This is a genomic window from Micromonospora deserti, assembly GCF_003236335.1.
Classification (GTDB): Bacteria; Actinomycetota; Actinomycetes; order Mycobacteriales; family Micromonosporaceae; genus Micromonospora; species Micromonospora deserti.
The window spans coordinates 1-21,440 of record NZ_POUB01000050.1; the positions used below are offsets into that span (position 1 = coordinate 1).

The window sequence follows — 21,440 nt, forward strand, 5'->3', positions numbered from 1 at the left end:
TCGCTGGGCGGGGGCGGCGCGGCCGTCGGGCCGGCAGCCGGCGGCGTGGCGGTGGTCGAGGCCGGCCCGGGAGCCGGAGCCAGTCCCGGGGGCCCGGCCGGAGGGCTGGGCGCGCCCGTCGGCCCGGCGACTGGCACGGAAGTGGGGCGACTCTCCGTGCCCGGGCCCCAGGTCGGCGCGGCGTCTCCGGCCTCTCCGCCCGCCCGCTCGGCAGTCGCGCTGGACGGTGATGTCGCCGCATCGGTGTGCGACCCGCCCAACTCGGCACGGCTGAACGGGACGACGACGCCCGGTGGGTCGACCGCGGTGTTCACGCGTGCCTCCACCCGCTGGGGCGGGTCGACCTGCTCGGAGGCGAGAGCGCTGGCGGTCAGCGTCGCGAACGCCACCGCGGCGACGGCGGTGACCGTGGCCACCCGGCGCTCGGGACGCAGCGCGGTCAGCGGTGCCTGCTCCGGCCCGAGCGGCAGCGGGGCCACCGGCCGGGCTTTGTGATGGGCGTCGATCAGGCCGTCGAGCTGTGCGGCGACGGCGTCCCGGTCCCCGCTGGCGGCGGCGACGGCGAGGGTGAGATAGAAGCGGACGTTCACCGCGGCGGTGGCCGGTACCCGCAGCCCCGCGAGCCGGCCCCCGTCGGCGGTGTGCAGCAGGGTGAGCGGGGCGTCGGGGTGGTGCGCGAGCCCCACCAGGTCCGCGTACGCCCACTCGCGCCGGTGCTCACGGCCGGCGAAGGCCACCCGGCGGTCAGTGACGACGGCCACACCGGCGTCGACGATCCGCAGGCCCCTGGGCAGCGGGCGGTCGGGTACGCCGGCCGGCCCGACGGTCAGCGCCGGTGCGGGCAGGCCAGGGACGTGCCGCGCCTCGGCCTCGACCAGCTCGGCGGTCGGCAGTACCCGGTAGACGACCTCGCCGTCGTCCAACTCGACCGGCAGGCCGGTGCGCGGATCGGTGCACCCGAGGAACCCGGCCGCCTCGATCCGCAGCCGGAGCAGGTGGTCGTGGCGTCGGTGCCAGGCCTCGGTCTCCGTGTCGTACGCGCGCCGCCGTCGATCGTTCTCGCGTTCCGCCCATGCGGTCCGCCAGCGGGGCGGCGCTGCCCCGGCGGCCGTGATGATGGCGGGTGATTTCGCCGTCACGCCTGGTACAACCGCCCGCGCCCCCGACAGGACACGCACGCCGATCGATACGTCCCATTGTTTCCGATAGGAGCGAATTGATCCATTGCTGGTAGACCGACACCGGCACGGGAGCCGATGTCAGCAGGTGGCGCGGCGGGGGTAGGCGGCGCAGTCCCGCGCCCACTGCTCCACCGCGACGGCCAGGGCGTCGGCCGAGACGGTGAGCGCCAGCGGGTACACGGCGCTGAGCGGCTGCCGCCGCATCCAGGGCGGCAGCGACTCGTGCGAGAACTCGACGGTCAGCTCCATCCGCCGGCGCCGGATGACCCGCGTCCGGAGGGCCAGGTTCGGCTCGATGAAGCGCACCAGCGCCGGCGGCGCGGACGGATCGAGAGCGGCCTCGACCCGCTGCCGCAGCCAGTCGGCCAGCTCGACCGCCTCGGTCACCGTCAGGCAGGGCGCACAGTGCGACCAGGATTGGCCGTCGGCGGTGCGGGCGTCCACCTCGACCAGCAGCCAGTCGTGCCAGTCCGCCACCGTCGCGGGGTCGTCCGGCGGCTCGACGCCCGGCTGGTACCCGACGGGCCGGATTCTCACCCGGGCGCCGTCGTCGGAGCGGATCTCCATGGACCCCATCATCTCGGACTCGCGGGGATGAATTGGTAGAAAACCCCACCTCCCTCCGAGCTCACGGACGAGCTGCCCGGCAAAACGGCATCTCCGGGGCCAACCAGGATCGACACTGAGGGGTCGCCGGTCAGGGGCCGTTGCGGGAAGACCCGGATGGAGCGACACCGCCGGCGGCGCCAGGCTGAGGCATGACCACAGCCGACACCCGCACCTCCGCCGGACTCGTGCCGGCAGCCGCCCTCGGCGCGCCGACGTTCCTGCTCCTCTACGGTCTCCTGCGCCTGGTCGACGGGCTGGACGGCGACCGGGGGCCGGGCTGGGCGTGGAACGTCGGGCACACCTTCTTCCTGGTCGCGTTCGTGCTCTTCGCCGTACTCCTGGTCGGGCTGCGGCGGCTGCTGCTCGCCGCCGCGCCACGGCAGCGGGTGCTCACCGAGGCCGCGACGGCGCTCGGCCTGGCCGGCACCGCCGGTTTCCTCTGGGTGATCCTCGGCGACCTCTTCCCGGCGCTGGCCGACGCCGCGCCGCTGCCGGACCCGGCGATGGTGCTCGGGCCGCTGCTGTTCCAGGCCGGCATCCTCACCCTCCTGGTGCAGACGGCGACCGCCCGGCTGCTACCGGCCTGGACCCCGGTGCTGGTGGTGCTCGGCTTCGTGCCGATCGCGGTCAACCTCGACCTGCTGCCGCTCGGCGCGGCGCTGATCCTCGGCGGCCTGCTCCCCCTCCAGCGCCTGCGCGACGGAGCAGCCGGGTAGGCCGTGGCGGCGCGGGTCAGGTCCAGATGGTGCGGCGGACGCCGCCGTAGGCGCCGCACGCCCGCGGGCTGCCGCCCGCCAGGCTGACCGAGCCGTCGCGGCACTGCACCAGGTAGCCCCGCCCGGCCCAGAACTGCGGCACGCAGTCGAACCAGTCGCAGACCTCGGCGGCCGGGCGACGGATCCGGGTACCGCCGCAGAAGTCGTACCCCATCGGGTTGGTCGGGGCCCCGCAACGTCGCTCCTCGGGCGGCGACGGGGACGGCGACGGGGTGCGGGGTCGCGGCGTCGGCGACGCCGCCGCGGCGGGCAGCGTGGCAGGGCGGGCGGAGGCGCTGGGCGCGGACGTCGCGGCGACCGCGACCTCGGCGCGGGTCGGGTCGGACGGGTCGGACTCGACGAACGCCACGGGCACCAGCAGTGCGATGCCGGCGGCGATCGCCACGGTGCGCCGGCCGCCGGGCACGAACGCCGACAGCCGGGCCTGCCCGGGTGTGGCGATGGCCGGCCGGAACGGCCTGAGCTGTGCGTGCTCGGCGATCAGCTCGTCGAGCTGGGCAAGCACCGCGGCACGCTGCTCGATGGCGTCGGCGAAGGCCAGGGTCAGCTTGAACCGGAAGTCGGCGGCCACGTCCACCGGCAGCATCAGCCCGGAGGCGCGGCGGCGGTCCAACACCTGGATCAGGGTGACCGGCGCCGCCGCGTCGTGCACCAGGCCGGTCATCTTCCCGTACGCCCAGTCGCGCCGGCCGCGCCCGCCCAGCAGCACCAACCGGCGGTTGGTGATCACCGCCATGCCGGCGTCGGCGACGCGGATCCCGTCGGGGCGGCGGGGCCGCAGCGGCGCGGCCTCCGGGGTGACGGTCAGGTCAGGCGCGGGGAGCACGGTGGCGTGCCGGACCTCCACCAGCTGCGCGGCGGGCAGCGCCCAGAAGACCACCTCGTCGGGGGCGAGCTCCAGGGGCAGACCGGCACCGGCCGCCGCGGACCCCTGGAAATCCTCGGCGAGGGTACGCAGGCGGCGCAGGTCGTCGTCGCGTCGTCGCCATGCCTCGTCGGCGCTGCGGAACGTCCGCTGCCGCCGTTCGTTCTGCCGGTGCACCCACCGGTACCGCCACGTGGAACCCGTCGAATCAGTTCTTGCCATGCCGACTCCTTCGCCGCGCAGGCCACCAACCGGGGTGTCACAGGTGTTAACTCCGGCGGCGACCGGCGGGGACACGTCGACGGTGGACGAACTGACCGAACGGTGGAGAAATCCGGACGATAGGGCGGTTTCGCTGCGTCGATTCATGTCCGTCGGGCGTGTCGGGGACGGCGCGCCCACCGCGGGCGAGCGCGGCCGGACACCCCTCGGGCGGCGGCCACCTGCCCGTGTGCTTTCGCCGTACGGGGTCGTCACGGTCTGGGTAACGTCAGCCACACCCGGTGAGCGCCATGGTTGCCGGCGTCCGGTGAGGGGGTGAGCGTCGGTGAGTGATACCCGCCCCGGCATCGTCATCGGCGTCGACATCGGCACCACCAGCACCAAGGCCGTCGCCTACGACGTCGAGGGCCGGCAGCTCGCCTACCACTCCGCCGCGTACCCCCTCGACGAGCCACAGCCCGGGTACGCCGAGCAGGACCCGTGGCGGATCAGACACGCCGCGCTGGAGTCCATCCGTACCGTCGTGGCCGAGCTGAGCCAGCCGATCGCCGGGCTGTCGTTCAGCTCCGCCATGCACAGCCTGATCGGCCTGGACACCGACGGCGAGCCGCTGACCCCCTCGATCACGTGGGCCGACTCGCGGGCCAGCCGGCAGGCCGAGCGGCTGCGGGCGATCCCCTCCGGGCTGGCGCTGCACCGCCGCACCGGCACCCCGGTGCATCCGATGGCGCCGCTGTCCAAGCTGCTCTGGTACGCCGAACGGGAACCGGAGCTGTTCGACCGGGTCGCGTACTGGGTGGGGATCAAGGACTGGCTGCTGCTGCGGCTCTGCGACGCGCTGGTCACCGACCACTCGATCGCCTCGGCCACCGGCCTGATGAACATCCGGCAGCTCACCTGGGACCCCGACGCGCTCGGCGTCGCCGGTGTCACCGCCGAGCAGCTGCCGAAGCTGGTGCCCACCACCAGCGTGCTGCCCGGGCTGACCCCGGAGGCCGCCGCGGCCACCGGGCTGCCGGCCGACACCCCGGTGGTGGTCGGCGCCGGCGACGGTCCGCTGGCCAACCTCGGCCTCGGCGCGGTCGCCCCGGGCGTGATGGCCTGCTCGATCGGCGCCAGCGGCGCGATGCGAGTGCCGGTGGAACGCCCCACCGTCGACCCGCTCGGCGGGGTGTTCTGCTACGCGCTGACGGAACGGCGCTGGGTGGTCGGTGGCGCTATCAACAACGGCGGCATCGTGCTCGACTGGGCCGGCGAGGCGCTCGCCCCGGAACTGGGCGAGCACGCCGAGCGGGAACTGCTCGCGCTGGCCGCCCGCGCCCCGGTCGGCTCCGGCGGGCTGATCATGCTGCCGTACCTGCTCAGCGAGCGAGCCCCGAACTGGAGCGCGCTGCCGCGCGGGGCGTACGTGGGGCTGACCCACGGGCACCGTCGGGCGCACCTGGTGCGCGCCGCGCTGGAGGGGGTGTGCCAGCAGTTGGCGCTGGTGCTGGCCTCGGTACGGGCCGCCGGCAACGAGGTGCGGGAGATCCGGGCCGGCGGGGGGTTCGCCCGCAGCCCGCTGTGGCGGCAGATGCTCGCCGACGTGCTGGGCATGCCGGTGCGCTTTCCCGCCGGGCGTGAAGGGTCGAGCTTCGGCGCGGCACTGCTCGGCATGCAGGCGTTGGGGCTGATCGGCAGCGTCGACGTGGCCGCCGACCTGGTGCGCATCGAGGAGACCGTACGCCCCGACCCGGCGGCCGCCGCCACCTACGCGTCGCTGCTGCCGCTCTTCTCCGAGCTGTACGACGCGCTGACCCCCGCGTTCACCTCGCTGCGCCGGCTCGCCCCGAACCTGCCCGCGGAGCCCCCGCCGGCGCCGCCACCGTCCTGACCACCCGAACACCCCGAACGGGGGATGCGGTGGCGGTCCACGATGGCGGCGCCGGCCGGGGCCGGCGCCGCCGCACAGGTCAGGCGCGGCTGATCGCGTTGGCGTGGATGGCCTCGCTCAGGTACGTCGCCATCCCCGGCCTGATCTTCTCGTAGTACTCCGTGAACCGGGGGTCCCCCACGTACATGTCGGCCAGACCGGTGTGGATCTCGTACGAGCACTCGTAGAACCCCCGGCTGATGAGCTGCCGGTGCTCCTCGGCCAACTCCATCGCCTGCGGGCTGTCCGCCGGCGCGCCGGACGACATCACCTCGGCGAACCGCCGCCCCCAGTCCTCGTTCTCGGCCTTGATCCGCAGCCAGTCCTCCTTGGTGTAGCGGGCGACGCGCCGGTTCGACTCCCGGTACGCCTCGATGCCGCCCCACCGCTGCTCCGCCTCCTCGGCGTACGCGTCCGGGTCGGCGTCGCCGAAGACCTCGAACCGCTCCTGCGGGTTGAGTGGGATGTTCAACTTGCTCGCCTCCATCGCGAACTCGATCGCCGTGACCATCTCCTGCAACCGCCTGATCCGTACGGTCAGCAGCTCGTGCTGGCGGCGCAGGTGCGCCGCCGGATCACTCGCCGGGTCGTCGAGGATCGCGGCGATCTCCTCCAGCGGGAACCCCAGCTCCCGGTAGTAGCGGATGTGCTGCAACCGCTCCAGGTCGGCGTCGTCGTACCGTCGGTAACCGGCCGGGCTGCGGCCAGTGGGCGAGAGCAGGCCGATCTCGTCGTAGTGGTGCAGCGTCCGGACGGTTATCCCGGCGACCTTCGCCACCTGTCCCACCGTGTACGCCATGGTGTCCCTCCCTTCCGGGAACCAGGCTCCCGCCTGCCGTTACGGGAGGGTCAAGGCCGATTCCGCGATCCGCGTCACGCCATCCCGGAAGCCTCCGGCAGGAACGCCTCGGACAGCGGTACGGCTCAGCCGGCCGGGGCCCGCGCCGGCTCGGTCCGCCGCGCCCCGGCCCGGCGGACCAGCACCGCGACCGTCAGCGTGGCGACCAGCGCCACCACGGCCATCGACCAGAGCACCGCGCGCAACCCGCCGGTGAAGCCGGGGTCGGTGAGCCGGCCGGCGGTGGTGGTGGCCAGCACCGCGCCGACCATGGCGATGGCCACCGTCTCACTGGCCAGCCGGGCCGTGTTGATCATCCCGGCGCCGGTGGCCGCCCGCTCGGGCGCGACGCTGCCGATCGCCAGGGCGTCGAGCAGCCCGATGGAGAGCCCGACCCCGACGCCGATGGTCAGCAGTGGCCCGGCCAGCACACCGGTGTCGCTGCCCGGGGAGAGCACCGTCGCCCACGCCGCACCGACCGCGACCACCGCCACCGAGACGACGATCACCGCCGTCGCCGGCACCCGCCGGGTCAGCGCGCCGGCGAGCAGGGGCAGTACCAGGGTGGGGGCGGTGAGCAGGATCAGCGTCGCGCCGGCCGCGCCCGGGCTGAGCCCGACCACGGTGGTGAGGTACGAGGGCAGGTAGACCAGCAGCGGCACCAGCACGGCGACGGTGGTGGCCGCCGCCAGGCAGATGCCGAGGAACCGGGGGCTGGCCAGCAGGGCCAGGTCGAACATCGGGTTGGCGCGTCGCCGTTCGACCCGGACGAAGACCACCAGCAGCACCAGCGCCACGGCGAAGGCGATGACGATCGGCGGGTCGCCCCAGCCGTGCTCGGGACCCTGCACGAAGCCGAAGATGAGCAGCAGCAGTGCGCCGGTGAACGAGACCGCGCCCGGCCAGTCGATCCGGCCGGGGTGCGGCTGGCGGGACTCGGGCAGCAGCGGCACCAGAGCGAGGACCGCCAGCCCGGCCAGGGCGGGCGCGGCGAAGACGGCCCGCCAGCCGAAGCCGTCGATGAGCAGCCCGGCAATGGACGGGCCGAAGGCCAGGCCCACGCCGATGGTCGTACCGAACACGCTGAACGCCCGCGCCCGGGCCGGGCCCTGAAAGGTGCCCGCGAGCATCGCGGAGGCACTGGTCGCGGCGGCGGCCGCGCCGACGCCGGCCAGCGCGCGGACGACGTCGAGCAGCACGATGCTGTCGGCGACCGCGCCGAGCAGCCCGGACCCGGCGAAGATCGCCACGCCGACGGCGAAGACCCGGCGCCGGCCGAACAGGTCGGCGAGCGCGCCGGCGGCGAGCATGAAGCTGGCGAACGTGGCGTTGTATCCGTTCACCACCCACTGCACCGCGGCCAGCCCGGCGTCGAGGTCACGGCCGATCTCCGGCAGGGCGACCGAGGCGCCGGTGAGCGAGAACGGCAGCGAGAGCGTGGACAGCAGGACGGCGACCAGCACGACGGCCGGGTGGTTACGCACATTCTCCCCGTTCTTCGCGGCCGCCCCAGCCTAGTTGCCGAAGGTGGGGACGATGACCCCGGCGGGTGGAGATCTCATGACCGGCACCGGCGACCTCCTGGCGCCGGGGAAGCGGACCTAGACCTTGGACCGCTCAGACAGAGCCCCCTGTCCCCGATGGGGTGACAAGGGGCCCTGCTGGCGCGGTCAGCTGGTGGCGTCGGCAGTCTCGGGCTGCAGGCCGGGGATCTCGGCGGGCAGCCAGATCGGCTGCCAGTCGGGCACCTCGTGGTAGCGGCGCAGCTCGGCCAGCCCGGACACCGACCCGGCCCAGGCCGCGTACGGCGGGTTCTGCTCGTCGAAGCCGCTCTGCACGAAGGTCAGCCGGGTCTTCCCCCCGGACTCGGCCAGCTCCCAGGTGGTGACGCCGGTCGGTCCCCAGTCGACGGACATCTTCCGGCCGGGCTCCAGGTCGACCACCTTGGCGGCGTAGCCGCTCTCGAAGCCGCCCATGGCGTACCGGCCACCGACCCAGGGCTCGATGCCGATCGGGTAGCCGAACCAGGCGCTGGCCTGCTCGGAGTCGGTCAGCGACTCGTACACCTTCGCCATCGGGGCGTCGATGAGCAGCTCGCCGCGCAGGTCGGCGGAGGTGAAGTCGACCTTGGGCAGCAGCGGCCGGCCCTCCAGGTGCGCGGCCAGGTTGGCGACCGACAGGCTCCAGAAGGTCTGCAGCACTCCCCGGATGCTGGTGCCGCTGATCGCCTCGGCGAAGTCGAAGTGGCTCTGGCTCAGCGAGATGACGGTGCTGTCGGGCCCGTCGGCGCGCAGGCTGATCTCGGTGGTGGTCTCCACCCCGTCGAGCAGCCAGCCGAACCGGATGGTGTGGTCGTCGACGTGCAGCAGCCGCTGGTGCGGCACGTCGCCCTCGGGCGTGTGGCGGCCCCAGAACTCGTACCGGCGCGGCAGCTCCACCTCGGCGTGCTCGGCGAGCCAGACGCGAAGCTCGGCCGGGTCGGTGAGGGCGCGGCGGACGGCCTCGACCGGGGCGGCGAGGCGGGCGTCCAGCTTCATCGGTTCAGTCACGGTCGTTTCCCTTCGGGTAGCAGGCCACGGCGAGCTTGAAGGCGTCACCCTCGGCGCCCCCGTAGCGCGTGAACAGGTCCTGCAGAGCGGTCTGCAGGTCGTGCAGGAACTGCTGGCGTTGCTCCGCCGGCACCCGGATCTCGCCGGACACCCCGACCGAGGGGAGTTCGGGGGCGGCGCGGTCCAGCGCGGCGATGTCGGCCTGGACCTCCTCCATCAGGTCGAGCAGGTAGCCCAGGCTCAGCTCGTCGCGGGCCCGGCGCAGACCGATCCGCCCGACCAGCCGGGGCGAGAGCCAGTAGGAGCGGGCGGCGGCCTGGTAGATGCCCTCGGTGATGCCGCGGACCTTGCGTTCCCTGACCAGCTCGACCAGGCCGGCCGCGACGAGCTGCTTGACGTGGTAGTAGACGCGCTGGGGCGTCTGCTCCAGCCGCGCGGCCACCTCGGTGCACGTGCGCGGCTCGGCCAACTGCCGCAGCACCTCGATGCGCTGCGGCTTGAGCAGGGCCTCGGCCTGCTCGATCTGCTCCAGATACAGGACGTCTCTCATGGCAAAATCAGTTTGTACGTACAAAACTTGTTTGTCAATGGGTTCGACGAAAGCCGCGCCGACGGACGGCGCGGCTTTCGTCGGGCCAGGGCGGCGTCAGGGCAGCCAGTCGGGCCGCAGCGGGTAGCCGTTAGCCCCGCCCGGGCCGTTGCGCGTCGCCAGGACCTGGTGCAGCTGGATGCCGTTACGCTCGAACGCCAGCCGGGACCCGGCCATGTAGAGCCCCCACACCCGGGCGGTGCCCGCACCGACCTCCGAGACGCAGAAGTCCCAGTACTCCACCAGGTTCCGGCACCAGGCCGCCAGCGTCAGCGCGTAGTGCTGGCGCAGGTTCTCCTCGTGGTGCACCTCCAGCCCGGCGTCGTGGATTTCGCTGATCACCCGGCCCGGGCCGGCCAGCTCACCATCGGGGAAGACGTACCGGTCGATAAACGCGCCGGAGCGGTGCGGCGCCCGGTTGTCCGCCCGGGTGATGCAGTGGTTGAGCAGACGCCCCTGCGGGCGCAGCCGGTCGCGCAGCGCGCCGAAGTACGTCGGGTAGTTGCGCACCCCGATGTGCTCGGTCAGCCCGATCGAGGAGATCGCGTCGAACTGCTCCCGCGGCGCGTCCCGGTAGTCGAGGTGCCGCACCTCGGCCAGCTCGGTCAGCCCCTCCCGCTCGATCGCCTCCCGCGCCCACTGCGCCTGCGCCCTCGACAGGGTCACCCCGAGCGCCTTCACGCCGTACTCGCGGGCCGCGTGCCGGACCATGCCGCCCCAGCCGCAGCCCACGTCGAGCAGCCGCATCCCCGGCTTGAGCGCCAGCTTCTGCGCGACCAGGTCGTACTTGGCCGCCTGGGCCTGCTCCAGCGTGTCGTCGGGGGACCGGAAGACCGCGCAGGTGTACGTCATCGACTCGCCGAGCACCTTCTCGTAGAAGGCGTTCGACACGTCGTAGTGGTGGGAGATCGCGGTGCTGTCCCGGGCCCGGGAGTGCCGCAGCCCGTTCACCACCCGCTTCCAGCGCGGCTGCGCCTCCTGCGGCGGGGGCGGCGGCGGGAGCAGCCGCTCCCAGCCCAGCCCACGCACCAGGTTCAGCGCCTCGGTCAGCGACGGCGCGTGCAGCCGCAGCTCGTCCTTGAGCACCCGCAGCGCCTCGTACGGGTCGCCCGGGTGCACCCCGCGCAACGCCAGATCGCCGCTGACGTACGCCCGGGCCATGCCCAGGTCGCCAGGGGCGGTGAGCAGGTAGCTCAGGCCCCGCTCGGAGCGGATCGACAGGGTGATCCCGGCGTCGGCCGGGCCGATGGCGCTGCCGTCGTACCCTTCGATCCGCACCGGCAGGTCCCCGATGGTGACCGCGCGGACCACGTCCGCCACGGTCGGACCGGGATGCCGGCCCCCCGCCGGCGGGGTGGCGGGGACGCTGGCCGCCCCCTGGTCTCGATCGGTCAGGCTCATGCTCGTGTTACCGCCTTCTCGTACAGTCCGGTGAGCCGGTGGTCCGGGTCGTAGCGGTCCTTCACCGCGCGCCACGTCGCGCCGCCGTAGAGCCGGTCGAAGGATTCCCGGTCGTAGTACGCGTCGGAGTAGAGCGACTTGTGCCCGCCCAGCTCCGACACCATGCGCTCGATCTCCCGGTTGACGTCGCCGTCGGCGGCGCCCTCGGCGATCGGCACGCTCCCCCAGAAACCGATGTTCACGTAGTCCCGCCCGGGTTCGAGCGGATACAGCGGCCAGGCCCGGGCCGATCCCGCGCCGGCCGGCTCCCGCAGCCGCAGCGGGCAGAGCCAGACCGGGCTCATCCCGACCGTACGGGCGAACCAGCGCAGGAACTCCGCCGTGCGCTCCAGCGGGATCTCCACGTCCTGCACCACCCGCTCCCGGGCCGGCTGTCCGCGCCACCGGTCGATCCGCGCGGCAACGCCGTGCCGGTGCTCCAGCCGGACCAGCCGGTGGTAGACGTCGCTGCGCCGCCACCGTGCCGGCCAGACCCGGCGGATCACCGGATGCTGCACCCCGAACGCCGCGGAACACCAGAACCAGTCGGTGTCCCAGCGCCAGAGATAGTCGTACCCGGTCAAGGCGTCGCGGGTGCGCCGGCGCAGCGACCGGTAGTAGATGTCCTGGCCGGTGTAGTCGCTGACCTGGGCCGCCTCGTCGGTGAAGGAGCCCAGCACCAGGTACGCCTCGCCGGGGCTGAACATCACCCCATCCATCGCGTCGACGGTCTCCCCCGCCCAGGATCGGGTGGCGGTGACCTCGCCGACCACGTCGGTCAGCTCCTCCAGCGAGGTGAACCGGATGTTCCGCAGCGTCACGAACCGGCGCACGGGCTGGAGCTCGATGCGCAGCCGGGTGGCGTAGCCGAGGCTGCCCAGCGAGTTGGGGAACGCGGCGAACAGGTCGGCGTGCTCCCCGTCGGGCCGGGCGGTGACGATCTCGCCGGCCCCGGTGAGCACGTCCAGCTCGATCACCGACTCGTGCGGCAGCCCGTTGCGGAACGAGGTCGACTCGATGCCGAGGCCGGTGACCGCGCCGCCCAGGGTGATGGTGCGCAGCTGCGGCACCACCAGCGGCATCAGCCCGTGCGGCAGGGTGGCGTCGACCAGGTGCTCGTAGGTGCACATGCCCTGCACCTCTGCGGTGCGGGCGACCGGGTCGACCGAGAGGACTCCGTTGAGCCCGCTGACGTCCAGCCCGGGGGCGCGGGGGGCGGCTCGCGGCCGGAACAGGTTGGAGGTGCGCTTGGCCAGCCGGACGGGTTCGCCCGCGGGCACCGCCGCGTACGACCGCCGCAGTTGGGCCACCGCCTGATCATGATCACGCACGGCGTGCATGAGATCACTTTACGCTCCGATGGTGGATGCCGTGGGATGTCCACGGTGGCCGTTTCGCGTCCTGGACCGGCCGGACGGGTTACCGTGCCGCCATGCCCAACCCCGCCCTCGCCGCCCTGGACGCCTCCCACCTGCGGTACCGCGTGATCCGGCACGGGCCGGTGCGCGACCTCGCCGAGGCGGCGCGGGCCCTCGGGGTGGCGGTGCCGGACGTGGTGAAGACCATAGTGGTCCGGCGCGGCGCGGACGACCACCTGTTCGTGCTCACCCCCGGCGACCGGGTGATCTCCTGGCCGAAGCTGCGGGCCCTGCTGGGCGTCAACCGGCTCTCCATGCCTGACGCGGCCGCCGCGAAGCAGGTCACCGGCTACGAACGCGGGACCATCACCCCGTTCGGCGCCACCAGGGCCTGGCCGGTGGTCGCGGACGAGCGGCTGCGCGGGCGCACCATCACCCTCGGCGCCGGCGAGCACGGGGTGGGGGTCGCCCTCGACGCCGACCCGGCGCTGGCGTTCCTGGCCGCCACCGTCGCCGACGTCACCGATCCGGGGCCGGCGCCGGCAGGTTGAGCTCGGTCGATGGGCAGGACTCGGCGTCCAGCGCGCCGACGACCACCGCTCAACCGGACAGGCATCCCCGGCCCGGTCGGCCCCCGCACGACGCGGTCAGCAGCCGCGCAGCCGCGCCAGCCGCCCGCGTACGCCGTCGAAGTGGGCCTGCACCGCGGTGACCGCCGCCTGCTTGTCGCCCGCGGCCACGGCGTTGTGGATCACCCGGTGGCGGCGCACCACCTCCCGCGGCGGCTCGGTCGGCGCGCCGAGGTCCAGCCGCAGCTGGTGGTAGACGTCCCAGAACGCGCCGAGCAACTGCCCGACGAGCGGGTTGCGCAACGGGAGGTAGAGCACGTCGTGGAAGCGCCGGTCGGTCTCCGGGGAGACGGCCCCAAGGCGCGCCTCCGCGTCCATCTGGTCCAGCACGTCGGCCGCCGCGGACAGATCGGCCTCGCGGTGCCGCTCGATGAGCTGGATGACCAGGCCACTTTCCAACGCTTCCCGGACCTGCACGAGGTGGGCGAGGTGATGGCCACCGCCGGCGGGGGTGATCCGGCCGTGGAAGGCCAGCTCGTCGACCAGTCCGCCCAGGGACATCCGCCCGACGAACATGCCGAAGCCATGCCGGATCTCGACGATGCCGACGGCCTGCAACGCCTTGAGCGCCTCCCGGACGGAGTTTCGGCTGATGCCGAGCTCCTTCATCAGCTCCGACTCGGTGGGCAACGGGTCCCCCACGCCGAGGCCCCGGTCAAGGATCAACCTCTTGACCGCCTCCCGGGCTTCAGCGGCGCGGCTCGCTCGAGGGCGGACGGGACGGTCGGCAACGCTCATGGGTCAGGCTCAACCTTCCGCTGGACATCCTATGACCGGCACGCCGCCGGCTGATCCGGGTGGCAGTCGCAACCTCCGGGAAACCTGGCTGACTCATTCCCTTGACCCAGGCGCAGCAGCCACTCTAGCCTCCATCCTAAACCGGGGAGGTGGGATGTGGAACGTCCCACGTCCTAGCAGTAACGTCAGTCACCTCAATCGGTAGGAGGCACCGTGAGCGCCCCGGTATCCCGGCCCCAATACAGCCGCCGCGACTTCCTGCGCTTCAGTGGAATGCTCGGCGCGGCGGCTGTCGTGACCGCCAACATCTCCGCCTGCCAATCCGGACCGGCGTCCACCAGTTCGGTGGGTGCCGGCGCAGACAAAGACCTGGTCACCGCGGTCATCGGCTACGGCAACGACCAGAGCTGGGACCCCACGATGACGGCCTCGGCGTTCTCCATGGCCGCCAACAACCACATCTACGAAGGGCTGATCGAGACCGACCCGGTCACCCGCGAGCCCTACCCCGCGCTGGCCACCGCGCTGCCCACCGACACCGCAGCCACCGCGTGGCGGTTCACCCTGCGCGAGGGCGCCAAGTGGCACGACGGCCAGCAGGTCACGGTGGACGACGTGCTCTTCACCTTCGACCGGGTGCTGGACCGGTCGACCCTGGTCAGCTCCTTCTTCCGCTCGTGGCTGAAGGAGGTGAGACAGGTCGACGACCGCAGCGTCGAACTGGTCTTCAACTTCCCCTTCCCCGACGCCCTGCGCCGCCTCGCGATCGCGAAAATCATGCCGAAGCACGTGTTCGGGGCCACCGGTGGCTGGGACGCCGCCAAGGGCGGGAAGGCGGTCGGGTCGGGTCCCTACCGGCTCACCGCGCACAACCCCAAGTCCAACACCACCTTCGAAGCGTTCGCGGACTACAACGGGCCGCGCAAGGCACGGTTCAAGAAGATGAACTGGCTGTCCATCGTCGACAGCTCGGCCCGGGTCGCGAAGATCTCCGGCGGCTCCGCCGAGGCGCAGATCGCGGACAACATCCCGTACGCCAACATCGACCAGCTCAAGGAGTCCGGCCTCACCGTCGAGGGCGGCAAGGGCATGAACCACATGTTCCTGATGTTCAACACCGGCGCCAAGCCGTTCGACGACGTGCGGGTCCGGCAGGCACTGTTCTACGCCATCGACACCGAGAAGATGATCGAGGTCGCGCTCAAGGGCCACGGCACCGCCTCGAGCAGCTTCCTCAACGAGCAGAACCCCTCGTACGCGAGGGCGAAGACGGTCTACGGCTACGACCCGGCGAAGGCCAGGTCACTGCTCGCGGCGGCAGGCGTCACCGACCTGTCGGTCACCCTCATGGCGGTCAACGTCAGCTGGATCGCCGACTGCCTGCCCACCATCGCCAACTCCTGGAACGCGATCGGCGTACAGACGACGCTTCAGCCGCAGGACACCAGCGCGCTGTTCACCAAGATGGACCAGTCCCAGGAATACCAGGTGGTCGCCGCCGCCTCGAACCCCAACCAGTTCGGCCTCGACGCCGACCTCATCCTCCGCTACAACTACACCCCCGGCGGCACCTGGATGAAGTACACCAAGTGGGACAACAGCGCCGAGGCCAAGAACCTCTTCGCCCTGATGGACCAGGCCACCCGCGAGCCGGACCAGACCCGCAAGCTCGCACTGACCCACCAGTACCTGGACGTGATCGCCGAGCAGGCCGTGCTGTACCCGGTGGTGCACACCGAGCTGATGACGGCCTGGGACCCGAAGAAGCTCTCAGGTGTCCGCCCGCAGGCCTACCCGGGCATCAACCTGCTTCAGGCAGAGCGCGTCTGACGGGGGTACGGGCGGCGGCGCGACCAGCCGTCGCCCGCCCCGCCCGGGCCGGACGTCCCACCCGCCGAGGAGTCAACCGTGGCAGTGATCGCCAGAATGCTGGTCCGCCGCCTGCTCATCCTGATCCCGCTCCTGCTGGGCGTGATCCTGTTCGTCTTCATCGTCATGCGGTTCTCCGAGAACAAGCCCGAGTACGCGTACTTCCAGGGCGCCAACCCCACACCGGAACAGATCCACCAGTTCCAACTGGAGAACGGCCTGCTGGATCCGCTGCCGATCCGCTACCTGCGGTTCGTGGGCGATCTCGCGCAGGGCGACATGGGCACCAGCGTGCTGACCAAGGCACCGGTGCTCGACTCGGTGCTCACCGCGCTGCCGCTGACCCTCCAGCTGACCTTCCTCGGCCTGCTGATCGGCGTGGTCACCGCGCTGGTGTTCGGCGTCACCGCGGCGCTCTTCCGGGACCGCTGGCCCGACCAGCTGATCCGGGTCCTGTCGCTGACCGGCGTCGCCGCGCCGTCGTTCTGGCTCGCCCTGCTGATGATCCAGTACCTCGCCGTGGACGCCGGCCTCTTCCCCACCGGCGGATACATCAATCCGGCCGACTCCTTCAGCGGCTGGTTGCGGTCACTGACCCTCCCGGCGCTGGCTCTGTCGCTGCCCGTCGCGGCTCAGCTGACCCGGATCGTCCGGACCTCGATGGTCGAGGAACTGGACCGGGACTACGTACGCACCGCGATCGGCAGCGGGCTACCGCCGGTCGTCGTGGTCGGCCGGAACGTGCTGCGCAACGCGCTGATCAATCCCCTCACCGTGCTCGGCCTGCGGGTCGGCTACCTGCTCGGCGGCGCGGTGGTCATCGAGACGATCTTCTCCCTGCCAGGGATGGGGAAGCTCATGATCGACGGGGTGACCAACGGCGACCCCGCGGTGGTGCAGGGCGTGGTACTGACCATCGCCACCGGCTTCGTCGTGGTCAACCTCATCGTCGACATCCTCTACCTGCTGGTCAACCCACGTCTGAGGAGTGCCGGCTGATGCGTCGACGACTCACCGAACGGCTGGCCCGACCGGGTGTCGCGTTTCGCCGGCTCCCGCCGCTGTCCTGGGTCGCGCTCGGCGTCCTGGTGGTGGTCGCCCTCGCCGCGGTGCTCGCCCCGATCATCTCGCCGCACTCCCCGCTGACCCAGCACTCCGCCAGCGGCGGCCCGTCCGCCACCCACTGGATGGGCCTGGACAGCGCCAACCGCGACATCTTCAGCCGGTTGCTGCACGGCGCCCGCTGGTCGCTGGTCATCGGGCTCGGCGCGACCGGCCTGGCCCTGCTCGCCGGATCCCTGATCGGCGCCCTCGCGGCCACCTCCCGCAAGTGGGTCGACGAAGGCGTCATGCGCGTCCTCGACGTGATCATGGCCTTTCCCGGCATCGCGCTGGCCGCGGTCCTGGTCGCGGTCTTCGGAGGCGGGGTCGGCGTCCTGGTGACCGCGATCGGGTTCCTCAACACCCCGCCCGTGGCCCGCATAGTCCGGGCGAACGTGCTCGCCCAGTACGGGGAGGACTACGTCGCCGCCGAGAAGATCATCGGTGCCCGTACGCCCTACATCCTCGCCCGGCACGTCGCGGTCAACTGCGCCGCGCCCATCCTGGTCTTCTGCACGGTCATGGTCGCCGACGCGATCGTGTTCGAGGCGTCGCTGTCCTTCATCGGCGCGGGCGTCCGCCCGCCCGACCCCTCCTGGGGCAGCGTCATCGCCGACGGGAAGAACCTGGTGCTGCTCGGCGGATGGTGGGCCACCGTCTTTCCCGGCCTGCTGATCCTCCTCACCGTGCTGGCGCTGAACATCCTGTCCGAGGGCATCTCCGACGCCTGGGCGACACCGGCCGCGCGCCGCCCGCCCGCCCGCCGCGGTGGCGACGTCGACACGTTCGAGCAGGCTCGGCCCGGCTCGGGCGAGGGCATCGAACTGCCCGGGCTCGCCGAAGCCGCCCGCCGGCTCGCCGAACGGGCCCGCCCACTGCCCGACGGCCCCCCGATCCTGGCGGTGAACAACCTCGCCATCGGCTTCGACAGCCGGCACGACGGGGTGGACATCGTTGACGGGATCTCCTTCGACGTCCGGCCCGGAGAGGTGCTGGGACTCGTCGGTGAATCCGGCTGCGGCAAGTCACTGACCGCCCTGACCATCATGGGCCTGCAACCGCGCGACGCCCGGATCCACGGCACCATCCGGTTCGCCGGCGATGACCTGCTCCGGATGCCCCGCGCGGCACGGCGGCGGCTGCTCGGCCACGACCTGGCCATGATCTACCAGGACGCGCTCTCGTCGTTGAACCCGGCGATGACCGTCCGCGCCCAGCTCAAGCAGGTCATCCGGCGGGGCGGCCGGCGCACCGCGGCCGAACTGCTCGAACTGGTCGGGCTCGACCCGGACCGGATCCTCTCCGCCTACCCCCACGAACTCTCCGGCGGCCAGCGGCAACGGGTCCTCATCGCCATGGCCCTGTCCCGGGACCCGAGGCTCATCATCGCTGACGAACCGACCACCGCGCTGGACGTGACGGTGCAGGCACAGGTGATCCAGCTGCTGCTGCGGCTCCGGGCGGAACTCGGCTTCGCGCTGATCCTGGTCTCGCACGACCTCGCCCTGGTCGCCGACGTCACGGACCGGGTCGTGGTGATGTACGGCGGGCAGATCGTCGAGACCGGGGTGACCGCCGAACTGGTCGGGGCGCCCGCCCACCACTACGCCCGGGGCCTGCTCGGTTCGGTGCTGTCCCTGGAGGCCGGCGCGTCCCGGCTGTCCCAGATACGCGGCGTCGTGCCGTCCCCCGCCGACTTTCCGGCCGGCTGCCGCTTCGCCGACCGCTGCCCGATGGCGACCGACGTGTGCCGCACCGTCGCGCCCGAACTGGCCGGTGACCCGCGCCGCCACGCGGCGGCCTGCCATCACCCGGCGATGACGCTCACCCAGCCGCTGACGGCGGGAACGGAGGCCCGGTGAACCCGAGCGAGCTGGCGGGAACTCCACTGCTGGAACTCGTCGACGTGCACGTCGTCCACCGGGCCCGCTCCGGCGGTCTCCTCTCCCGGGACCGGGTGTACGCGCTGACGGGCGCGGACCTCACCGTCGCGGCCGGGGAGACCGTCGGCATCGTGGGCGAGTCAGGCTGCGGCAAGTCGACGCTGGCCCGGGTGCTGGTGGCGCTACAGCGCCCGACCGCTGGGACGGTCCGCTTCCGCGGCGAGGACGTGTGGTCGACGCCGGAGTCACGGCGCCGGCGGATGATCGGCGCGACGACCGGCATGGTGTTCCAGGATCCGTCCACCGCCCTGAACCGCCGGCTGTCCGTCCGGCAGATCCTGCGGGACCCGCTGGACGTGCACCGGCGGGGTGCGCCGAGCCACCGCGAGCAGCGCGTACGCGAGCTGCTCGACCTCGTCGGGCTGCCGGCCAGCTCCGCCGACCTGCTGCCCGGCCAGCTCTCCGGCGGGCAGCGGCAGCGGGTCGCCATCGCGCGCGCACTGGCGCTGGAGCCCGACCTGGTGGTGGCGGACGAACCGACCAGCGCATTGGACGTGTCGGTGCGGGCCCAGATCCTCAACCTGCTGCTGGACCTCAAGGACCAGCTCGGGCTCGCCATGGTCTTCGTCTCGCACGACATCCAGACGGTGCGGCGGATGAGCGACCGGGTGGTCACGATGTACCTCGGGCGGATCGTGGAGCAGGCACCCGCCCGTTCTGTGCCGGGGCGGGCACGCCACCCCTACACCCGGGCGCTGTTCTCCGCAACCCCGGGCCTGCTCTCCCCGATCGACCCGATCCCGCTGTCGGGCCTGGTGCCCTCGGCGACCCGGCCGCCGTCCGGCTGCCCGTTCCGCACCCGCTGCTGGAAGGCGGACGACGCGTGCGCCCGCGAGCTGCCCGCGATGCAGGACCTGACGGACGACCACCGCTTCCGCTGCCATCACCCGGTGCCGGGCGGCGCCACCGACCTCGAACTGATCAGCCAAGCACAGGAGCGTCCATGAGCATCGCCGCACTCACCGGCGTCATCCCCCCGGTGTGCACCCCGCTGACCCCCGACTTCGAGGTGGACACCCGTTCGCTCACCCGGCTCGTCGACCACCAGCTGCGGGGCGGGGTGGACGCGCTGTTCGTGCTCGGCTCCTCGTCGGAGGTGGCCTTCCTCCCCGACGCGCACCGCCGGATCGTGTTGGACACGGTGATCGGTCACGTCGCCGGTCAGGTGCCGGTGCTCGCGGGGGTTATCGACATGACCACCCTGCGGGTACTCGACCACGCCCGGGTCGCCGCGGAGGCCGGGGCGGCGGGGCTGGTGGCCACCGCGCCCTTCTACGCCCGCACCCACCCGGTGGAGATCGACACGCATTTCCGGGCCATCGCCGAGCGGACCGGCCTGCCGCTGTACGCGTACGATCTGCCGGTGTCGGTGCACACCAAGCTGGGCGCGGAACTGGTGCTCGGGCTGGCCGCCGACGGGGTGCTGGCCGGCATCAAGGACTCCAGCGGCGACGACGCCGGCCTGCGGGGCCTTATCCTGGGCCGGCGTGACCGGGCGGAGATCACCGGGTTCAGCGTGCTGACCGGTTCAGAGCTCACCGTCGACTCGGCGTTGTGGATGGGTGCCGACGGGGTCGTGCCCGGCCTGGGCAACGTCGACCCGGACGGTTACGTGCGGCTGTACCAGGCCGCCGCCAAGGGCGACTGGGTGGCCGCGCGTACCGAGCAGGAGCGGCTGCTGCGGATGTTCGAGCTGGTGTTCGTGGGGGCGCACCGGATGGGGATGAGCTCGTCCCCGCTCGGCGCCTTCAAGGCCGCGCTGCATCTGCGGGGGATCATCGACCATCCGACCACGGCGCTGCCCCAGGTGCCGCTGAACAGCGACGAGACCGCCCAGATCGGCCGGTACCTGGCCGACGCCGGGCTGCTGTGAACGTCACGGCGTCGACGGGCCGCCGGAGCCTACCCGCTTTCCGAGCCAGCGGAGCTGCTCCGCCCGCTGGAAGGCGGCCCCGCCCTCGTGCCCATTGTACGGCCACACCACGATCTCCTTGTCCGCGCTGATGCAGTGGTGGTAGGCCGCGAAGACGGTCGACGGCGGACAGGTCCGGTCCATCAACGCCACCGACAGCAGCGCCGGGGCGGTGATCCGGGCCGCGACGTTGAGCCCGTCGAAGTAGCTGAGGGTGTGGAACACCTGGTCCACCTCACCGCGTCGGGTCTTCAGGTACGAGGCCAGTTCGGCGTACGGCCCGGCGTCGGTGATGTCGACGGCCCGGCGGACGTGGCACAGGAAGGGCAGGTCGGCCAGGACCCCGGCCAACCCGTCGACCAGCCCGGCGACGGCGAGCGCGATCCCGCCACCCTGGCTGCCCCCGGCGACGATGATCCGGGCGTCGACCTGCGAGATCGCCCGCGCGGTCGCCACCGCCCGCACCGCTCGGCGAAGACCCGCCGGTAGTAGTAGCCGCCGGGGTCGGTGAGCCCTCGGGTGAGGAAGCCGTTGGCCTGCGGGAACCCGGACGGGTCCGGGTCCGCGGTGCGACGACGCAGGGCAGCGGACCGGTCCGGTGGCGGGGCAGCAGCAGCCAGGCGCGCACCGGCTGGCCGGCGTAACCCGGCGAAGGTGACGTCGTACACCTGCACCGTGGGTGAGTCCCGCGTCGTACGACTCCAGTCGCGCCGGCCAGGCCGCGGCCGCGGCCTGGCCGGTCGTCGCGGCCCAGAACTCGTCGAAGTCGTCGGGTTCGGTCCGGGCCGGCCGGTGGTGGCGTAGCTTCTCCAGCGGCCAGTCGGTAAATACAGGTGTCCCTTCCTGATCGGTTCGTCGTCCGGCGCACGGCGGCGCCCACCGGACGGTGGACGCCGCCGTGCGGGTCAG

19 protein-coding genes and 1 pseudogene are annotated in these 21,440 nt (G+C 72.4%); 8 read left to right on the forward strand and 12 right to left on the reverse strand.

What is annotated here, in order from left to right; all coding sequences use genetic code 11:
- Together C1I99_RS10340 and C1I99_RS10345 are read right to left on the reverse strand one after the other, a co-directional pair.
- A partial coding sequence (locus tag C1I99_RS10340) for a hypothetical protein (protein ID WP_111133998.1) occupies window positions 1–1,139 on the reverse strand: 1,139 nt, incomplete at its 3' end.
- Between the two features lie 120 nt (window positions 1,140–1,259).
- Entirely contained in the window at window positions 1,260–1,748 is a 489-nt protein-coding gene (locus tag C1I99_RS10345; protein ID WP_111133999.1) for a WapI family immunity protein, read from the reverse strand.
- A 191-nt stretch (window positions 1,749–1,939) separates the two neighbouring features.
- On the opposite strand from C1I99_RS10345, the gene C1I99_RS10350 reads away from it, so the two are divergent.
- Entirely contained in the window at window positions 1,940–2,506 is a 567-nt protein-coding gene (locus C1I99_RS10350; RefSeq protein ID WP_199562068.1) for a hypothetical protein, read from the forward strand.
- Between the two features lie 16 nt (window positions 2,507–2,522).
- Here the strand turns inward: C1I99_RS10350 and C1I99_RS10355 are convergent, their stop codons facing one another.
- A complete protein-coding gene (locus C1I99_RS10355) occupies window positions 2,523–3,653 on the reverse strand; it encodes a hypothetical protein (RefSeq protein WP_111134000.1) in 1,131 nt (376 codons plus the stop codon).
- Window positions 3,654–3,978: 325 nt separating this feature from the next.
- Here C1I99_RS10355 and C1I99_RS10360 point away from each other — a divergent pair, with 325 nt between their 5' ends.
- Window positions 3,979–5,526 (forward strand): gluconokinase, encoded by a 1,548-nt coding sequence (locus tag C1I99_RS10360; RefSeq protein WP_111134001.1) that lies wholly within the window; start codon window positions 3,979–3,981, stop codon window positions 5,524–5,526.
- Between the two features lie 79 nt (window positions 5,527–5,605).
- On the opposite strand, the gene C1I99_RS10365 is transcribed toward C1I99_RS10360, so the two are convergent.
- The 6 genes from C1I99_RS10365 to C1I99_RS10390 form a co-directional block, all read right to left on the reverse strand.
- Window positions 5,606–6,364: a MerR family transcriptional regulator gene (locus tag C1I99_RS10365; protein WP_111134002.1), complete on the reverse strand. Its 759-nt coding sequence runs from the start codon at window positions 6,362–6,364 to the stop codon at window positions 5,606–5,608.
- 125 nt (window positions 6,365–6,489) lie between these two features.
- The gene (locus tag C1I99_RS10370; protein WP_111134003.1) at window positions 6,490–7,887 is read right to left on the reverse strand and encodes an MFS transporter; all 1,398 of its coding nucleotides are present in this window, start codon (window positions 7,885–7,887) and stop codon (window positions 6,490–6,492) included.
- 186 nt (window positions 7,888–8,073) lie between these two features.
- Window positions 8,074–8,952 (reverse strand): SRPBCC family protein, encoded by an 879-nt coding sequence (locus C1I99_RS10375; protein ID WP_111134004.1) that lies wholly within the window; start codon window positions 8,950–8,952, stop codon window positions 8,074–8,076.
- The gene (locus C1I99_RS10380) at window positions 8,945–9,502 is read right to left on the reverse strand and encodes a winged helix-turn-helix domain-containing protein (RefSeq protein WP_111134005.1); all 558 of its coding nucleotides are present in this window, start codon (window positions 9,500–9,502) and stop codon (window positions 8,945–8,947) included. The genes C1I99_RS10375 and C1I99_RS10380 overlap by 8 nt, the downstream gene beginning before the upstream one ends.
- A gap of 96 nt (window positions 9,503–9,598) precedes the next feature.
- Window positions 9,599–10,942, reverse strand: a complete 1,344-nt coding sequence (locus C1I99_RS10385) for a class I SAM-dependent methyltransferase (RefSeq protein WP_111134006.1) — start codon at window positions 10,940–10,942, stop codon at window positions 9,599–9,601.
- Window positions 10,939–12,321, reverse strand: a complete 1,383-nt coding sequence (locus C1I99_RS10390; protein WP_111134007.1) for an FAD-binding oxidoreductase — start codon at window positions 12,319–12,321, stop codon at window positions 10,939–10,941. The genes C1I99_RS10385 and C1I99_RS10390 overlap by 4 nt, the downstream gene beginning before the upstream one ends.
- A 92-nt stretch (window positions 12,322–12,413) precedes the next feature.
- Here C1I99_RS10390 and C1I99_RS10395 point away from each other — a divergent pair, with 92 nt between their 5' ends.
- Window positions 12,414–12,890, forward strand: coding sequence for an aminoacyl-tRNA deacylase (locus C1I99_RS10395; RefSeq protein WP_111134008.1), 477 nt, complete (start codon window positions 12,414–12,416; stop codon window positions 12,888–12,890).
- A 96-nt stretch (window positions 12,891–12,986) separates the two neighbouring features.
- Here the strand turns inward: C1I99_RS10395 and C1I99_RS10400 are convergent, their stop codons facing one another.
- Window positions 12,987–13,706, reverse strand: a complete 720-nt coding sequence (locus C1I99_RS10400; RefSeq protein WP_111134009.1) for a FadR/GntR family transcriptional regulator — start codon at window positions 13,704–13,706, stop codon at window positions 12,987–12,989.
- 213 nt (window positions 13,707–13,919) lie between these two features.
- On the opposite strand from C1I99_RS10400, the gene C1I99_RS10405 reads away from it, so the two are divergent.
- The 5 genes from C1I99_RS10405 (at window position 13,920) to C1I99_RS10425 (ending at window position 20,492) form a co-directional block, all read left to right on the forward strand.
- Complete coding sequence (locus tag C1I99_RS10405) at window positions 13,920–15,536, forward strand: ABC transporter substrate-binding protein (protein WP_233512451.1); 1,617 nt, start codon at window positions 13,920–13,922, stop codon at window positions 15,534–15,536.
- Between the two features lie 78 nt (window positions 15,537–15,614).
- Window positions 15,615–16,574, forward strand: a complete 960-nt coding sequence (locus tag C1I99_RS10410) for an ABC transporter permease (RefSeq protein WP_111134011.1) — start codon at window positions 15,615–15,617, stop codon at window positions 16,572–16,574.
- Entirely contained in the window at window positions 16,574–18,538 is a 1,965-nt protein-coding gene (locus C1I99_RS10415; protein WP_111134012.1) for a dipeptide/oligopeptide/nickel ABC transporter permease/ATP-binding protein, read from the forward strand. Before C1I99_RS10410 ends, C1I99_RS10415 begins: the two co-directional genes overlap by 1 nt.
- Complete coding sequence (locus C1I99_RS10420; protein WP_233512452.1) at window positions 18,535–19,566, forward strand: oligopeptide/dipeptide ABC transporter ATP-binding protein; 1,032 nt, start codon at window positions 18,535–18,537, stop codon at window positions 19,564–19,566. The genes C1I99_RS10415 and C1I99_RS10420 overlap by 4 nt, the downstream gene beginning before the upstream one ends.
- Window positions 19,563–20,492 (forward strand): dihydrodipicolinate synthase family protein, encoded by a 930-nt coding sequence (locus C1I99_RS10425; protein ID WP_111134013.1) that lies wholly within the window; start codon window positions 19,563–19,565, stop codon window positions 20,490–20,492. The genes C1I99_RS10420 and C1I99_RS10425 overlap by 4 nt, the downstream gene beginning before the upstream one ends.
- Before the next feature lie 3 nt (window positions 20,493–20,495).
- Here C1I99_RS10425 and C1I99_RS34770 read toward each other — a convergent pair whose 3' ends face one another.
- Entirely contained in the window at window positions 20,496–20,987 is a 492-nt protein-coding gene (locus C1I99_RS34770; RefSeq protein ID WP_325049203.1) for an acetylxylan esterase, read from the reverse strand.
- A 237-nt stretch (window positions 20,988–21,224) separates the two neighbouring features.
- Window positions 21,225–21,440, reverse strand: a pseudogene (locus C1I99_RS34775) (acetylxylan esterase); the annotation flags it as partial.

What these genes read in the sequence shown, in the direction of transcription:
- C1I99_RS10380 (WP_111134005.1), bottom strand. Translation starts at nt 9,502, where the DNA reads ATGAGAGACGTCCTGTATCTGGAGCAGATCGAGCAGGCCGAGGCCCTG.
- C1I99_RS10415 (WP_111134012.1), top strand. Translation starts at nt 16,574, where the DNA reads ATGCGTCGACGACTCACCGAACGGCTGGCCCGACCGGGTGTCGCGTTT.
- C1I99_RS10345 (WP_111133999.1), bottom strand. Translation starts at nt 1,748, where the DNA reads ATGGAGATCCGCTCCGACGACGGCGCCCGGGTGAGAATCCGGCCCGTC.
- C1I99_RS10395 (WP_111134008.1), top strand. Translation starts at nt 12,414, where the DNA reads ATGCCCAACCCCGCCCTCGCCGCCCTGGACGCCTCCCACCTGCGGTAC.
- C1I99_RS10355 (WP_111134000.1), bottom strand. Translation starts at nt 3,653, where the DNA reads ATGGCAAGAACTGATTCGACGGGTTCCACGTGGCGGTACCGGTGGGTG.
- C1I99_RS10400 (WP_111134009.1), bottom strand. Translation starts at nt 13,706, where the DNA reads ATGAGCGTTGCCGACCGTCCCGTCCGCCCTCGAGCGAGCCGCGCCGCT.
- C1I99_RS10350 (WP_199562068.1), top strand. Translation starts at nt 1,940, where the DNA reads ATGACCACAGCCGACACCCGCACCTCCGCCGGACTCGTGCCGGCAGCC.
- C1I99_RS10385 (WP_111134006.1), bottom strand. Translation starts at nt 10,942, where the DNA reads ATGAGCCTGACCGATCGAGACCAGGGGGCGGCCAGCGTCCCCGCCACC.
- C1I99_RS10365 (WP_111134002.1), bottom strand. Translation starts at nt 6,364, where the DNA reads ATGGCGTACACGGTGGGACAGGTGGCGAAGGTCGCCGGGATAACCGTC.
- C1I99_RS10390 (WP_111134007.1), bottom strand. Translation starts at nt 12,321, where the DNA reads ATGCACGCCGTGCGTGATCATGATCAGGCGGTGGCCCAACTGCGGCGG.
- C1I99_RS10425 (WP_111134013.1), top strand. Translation starts at nt 19,563, where the DNA reads ATGAGCATCGCCGCACTCACCGGCGTCATCCCCCCGGTGTGCACCCCG.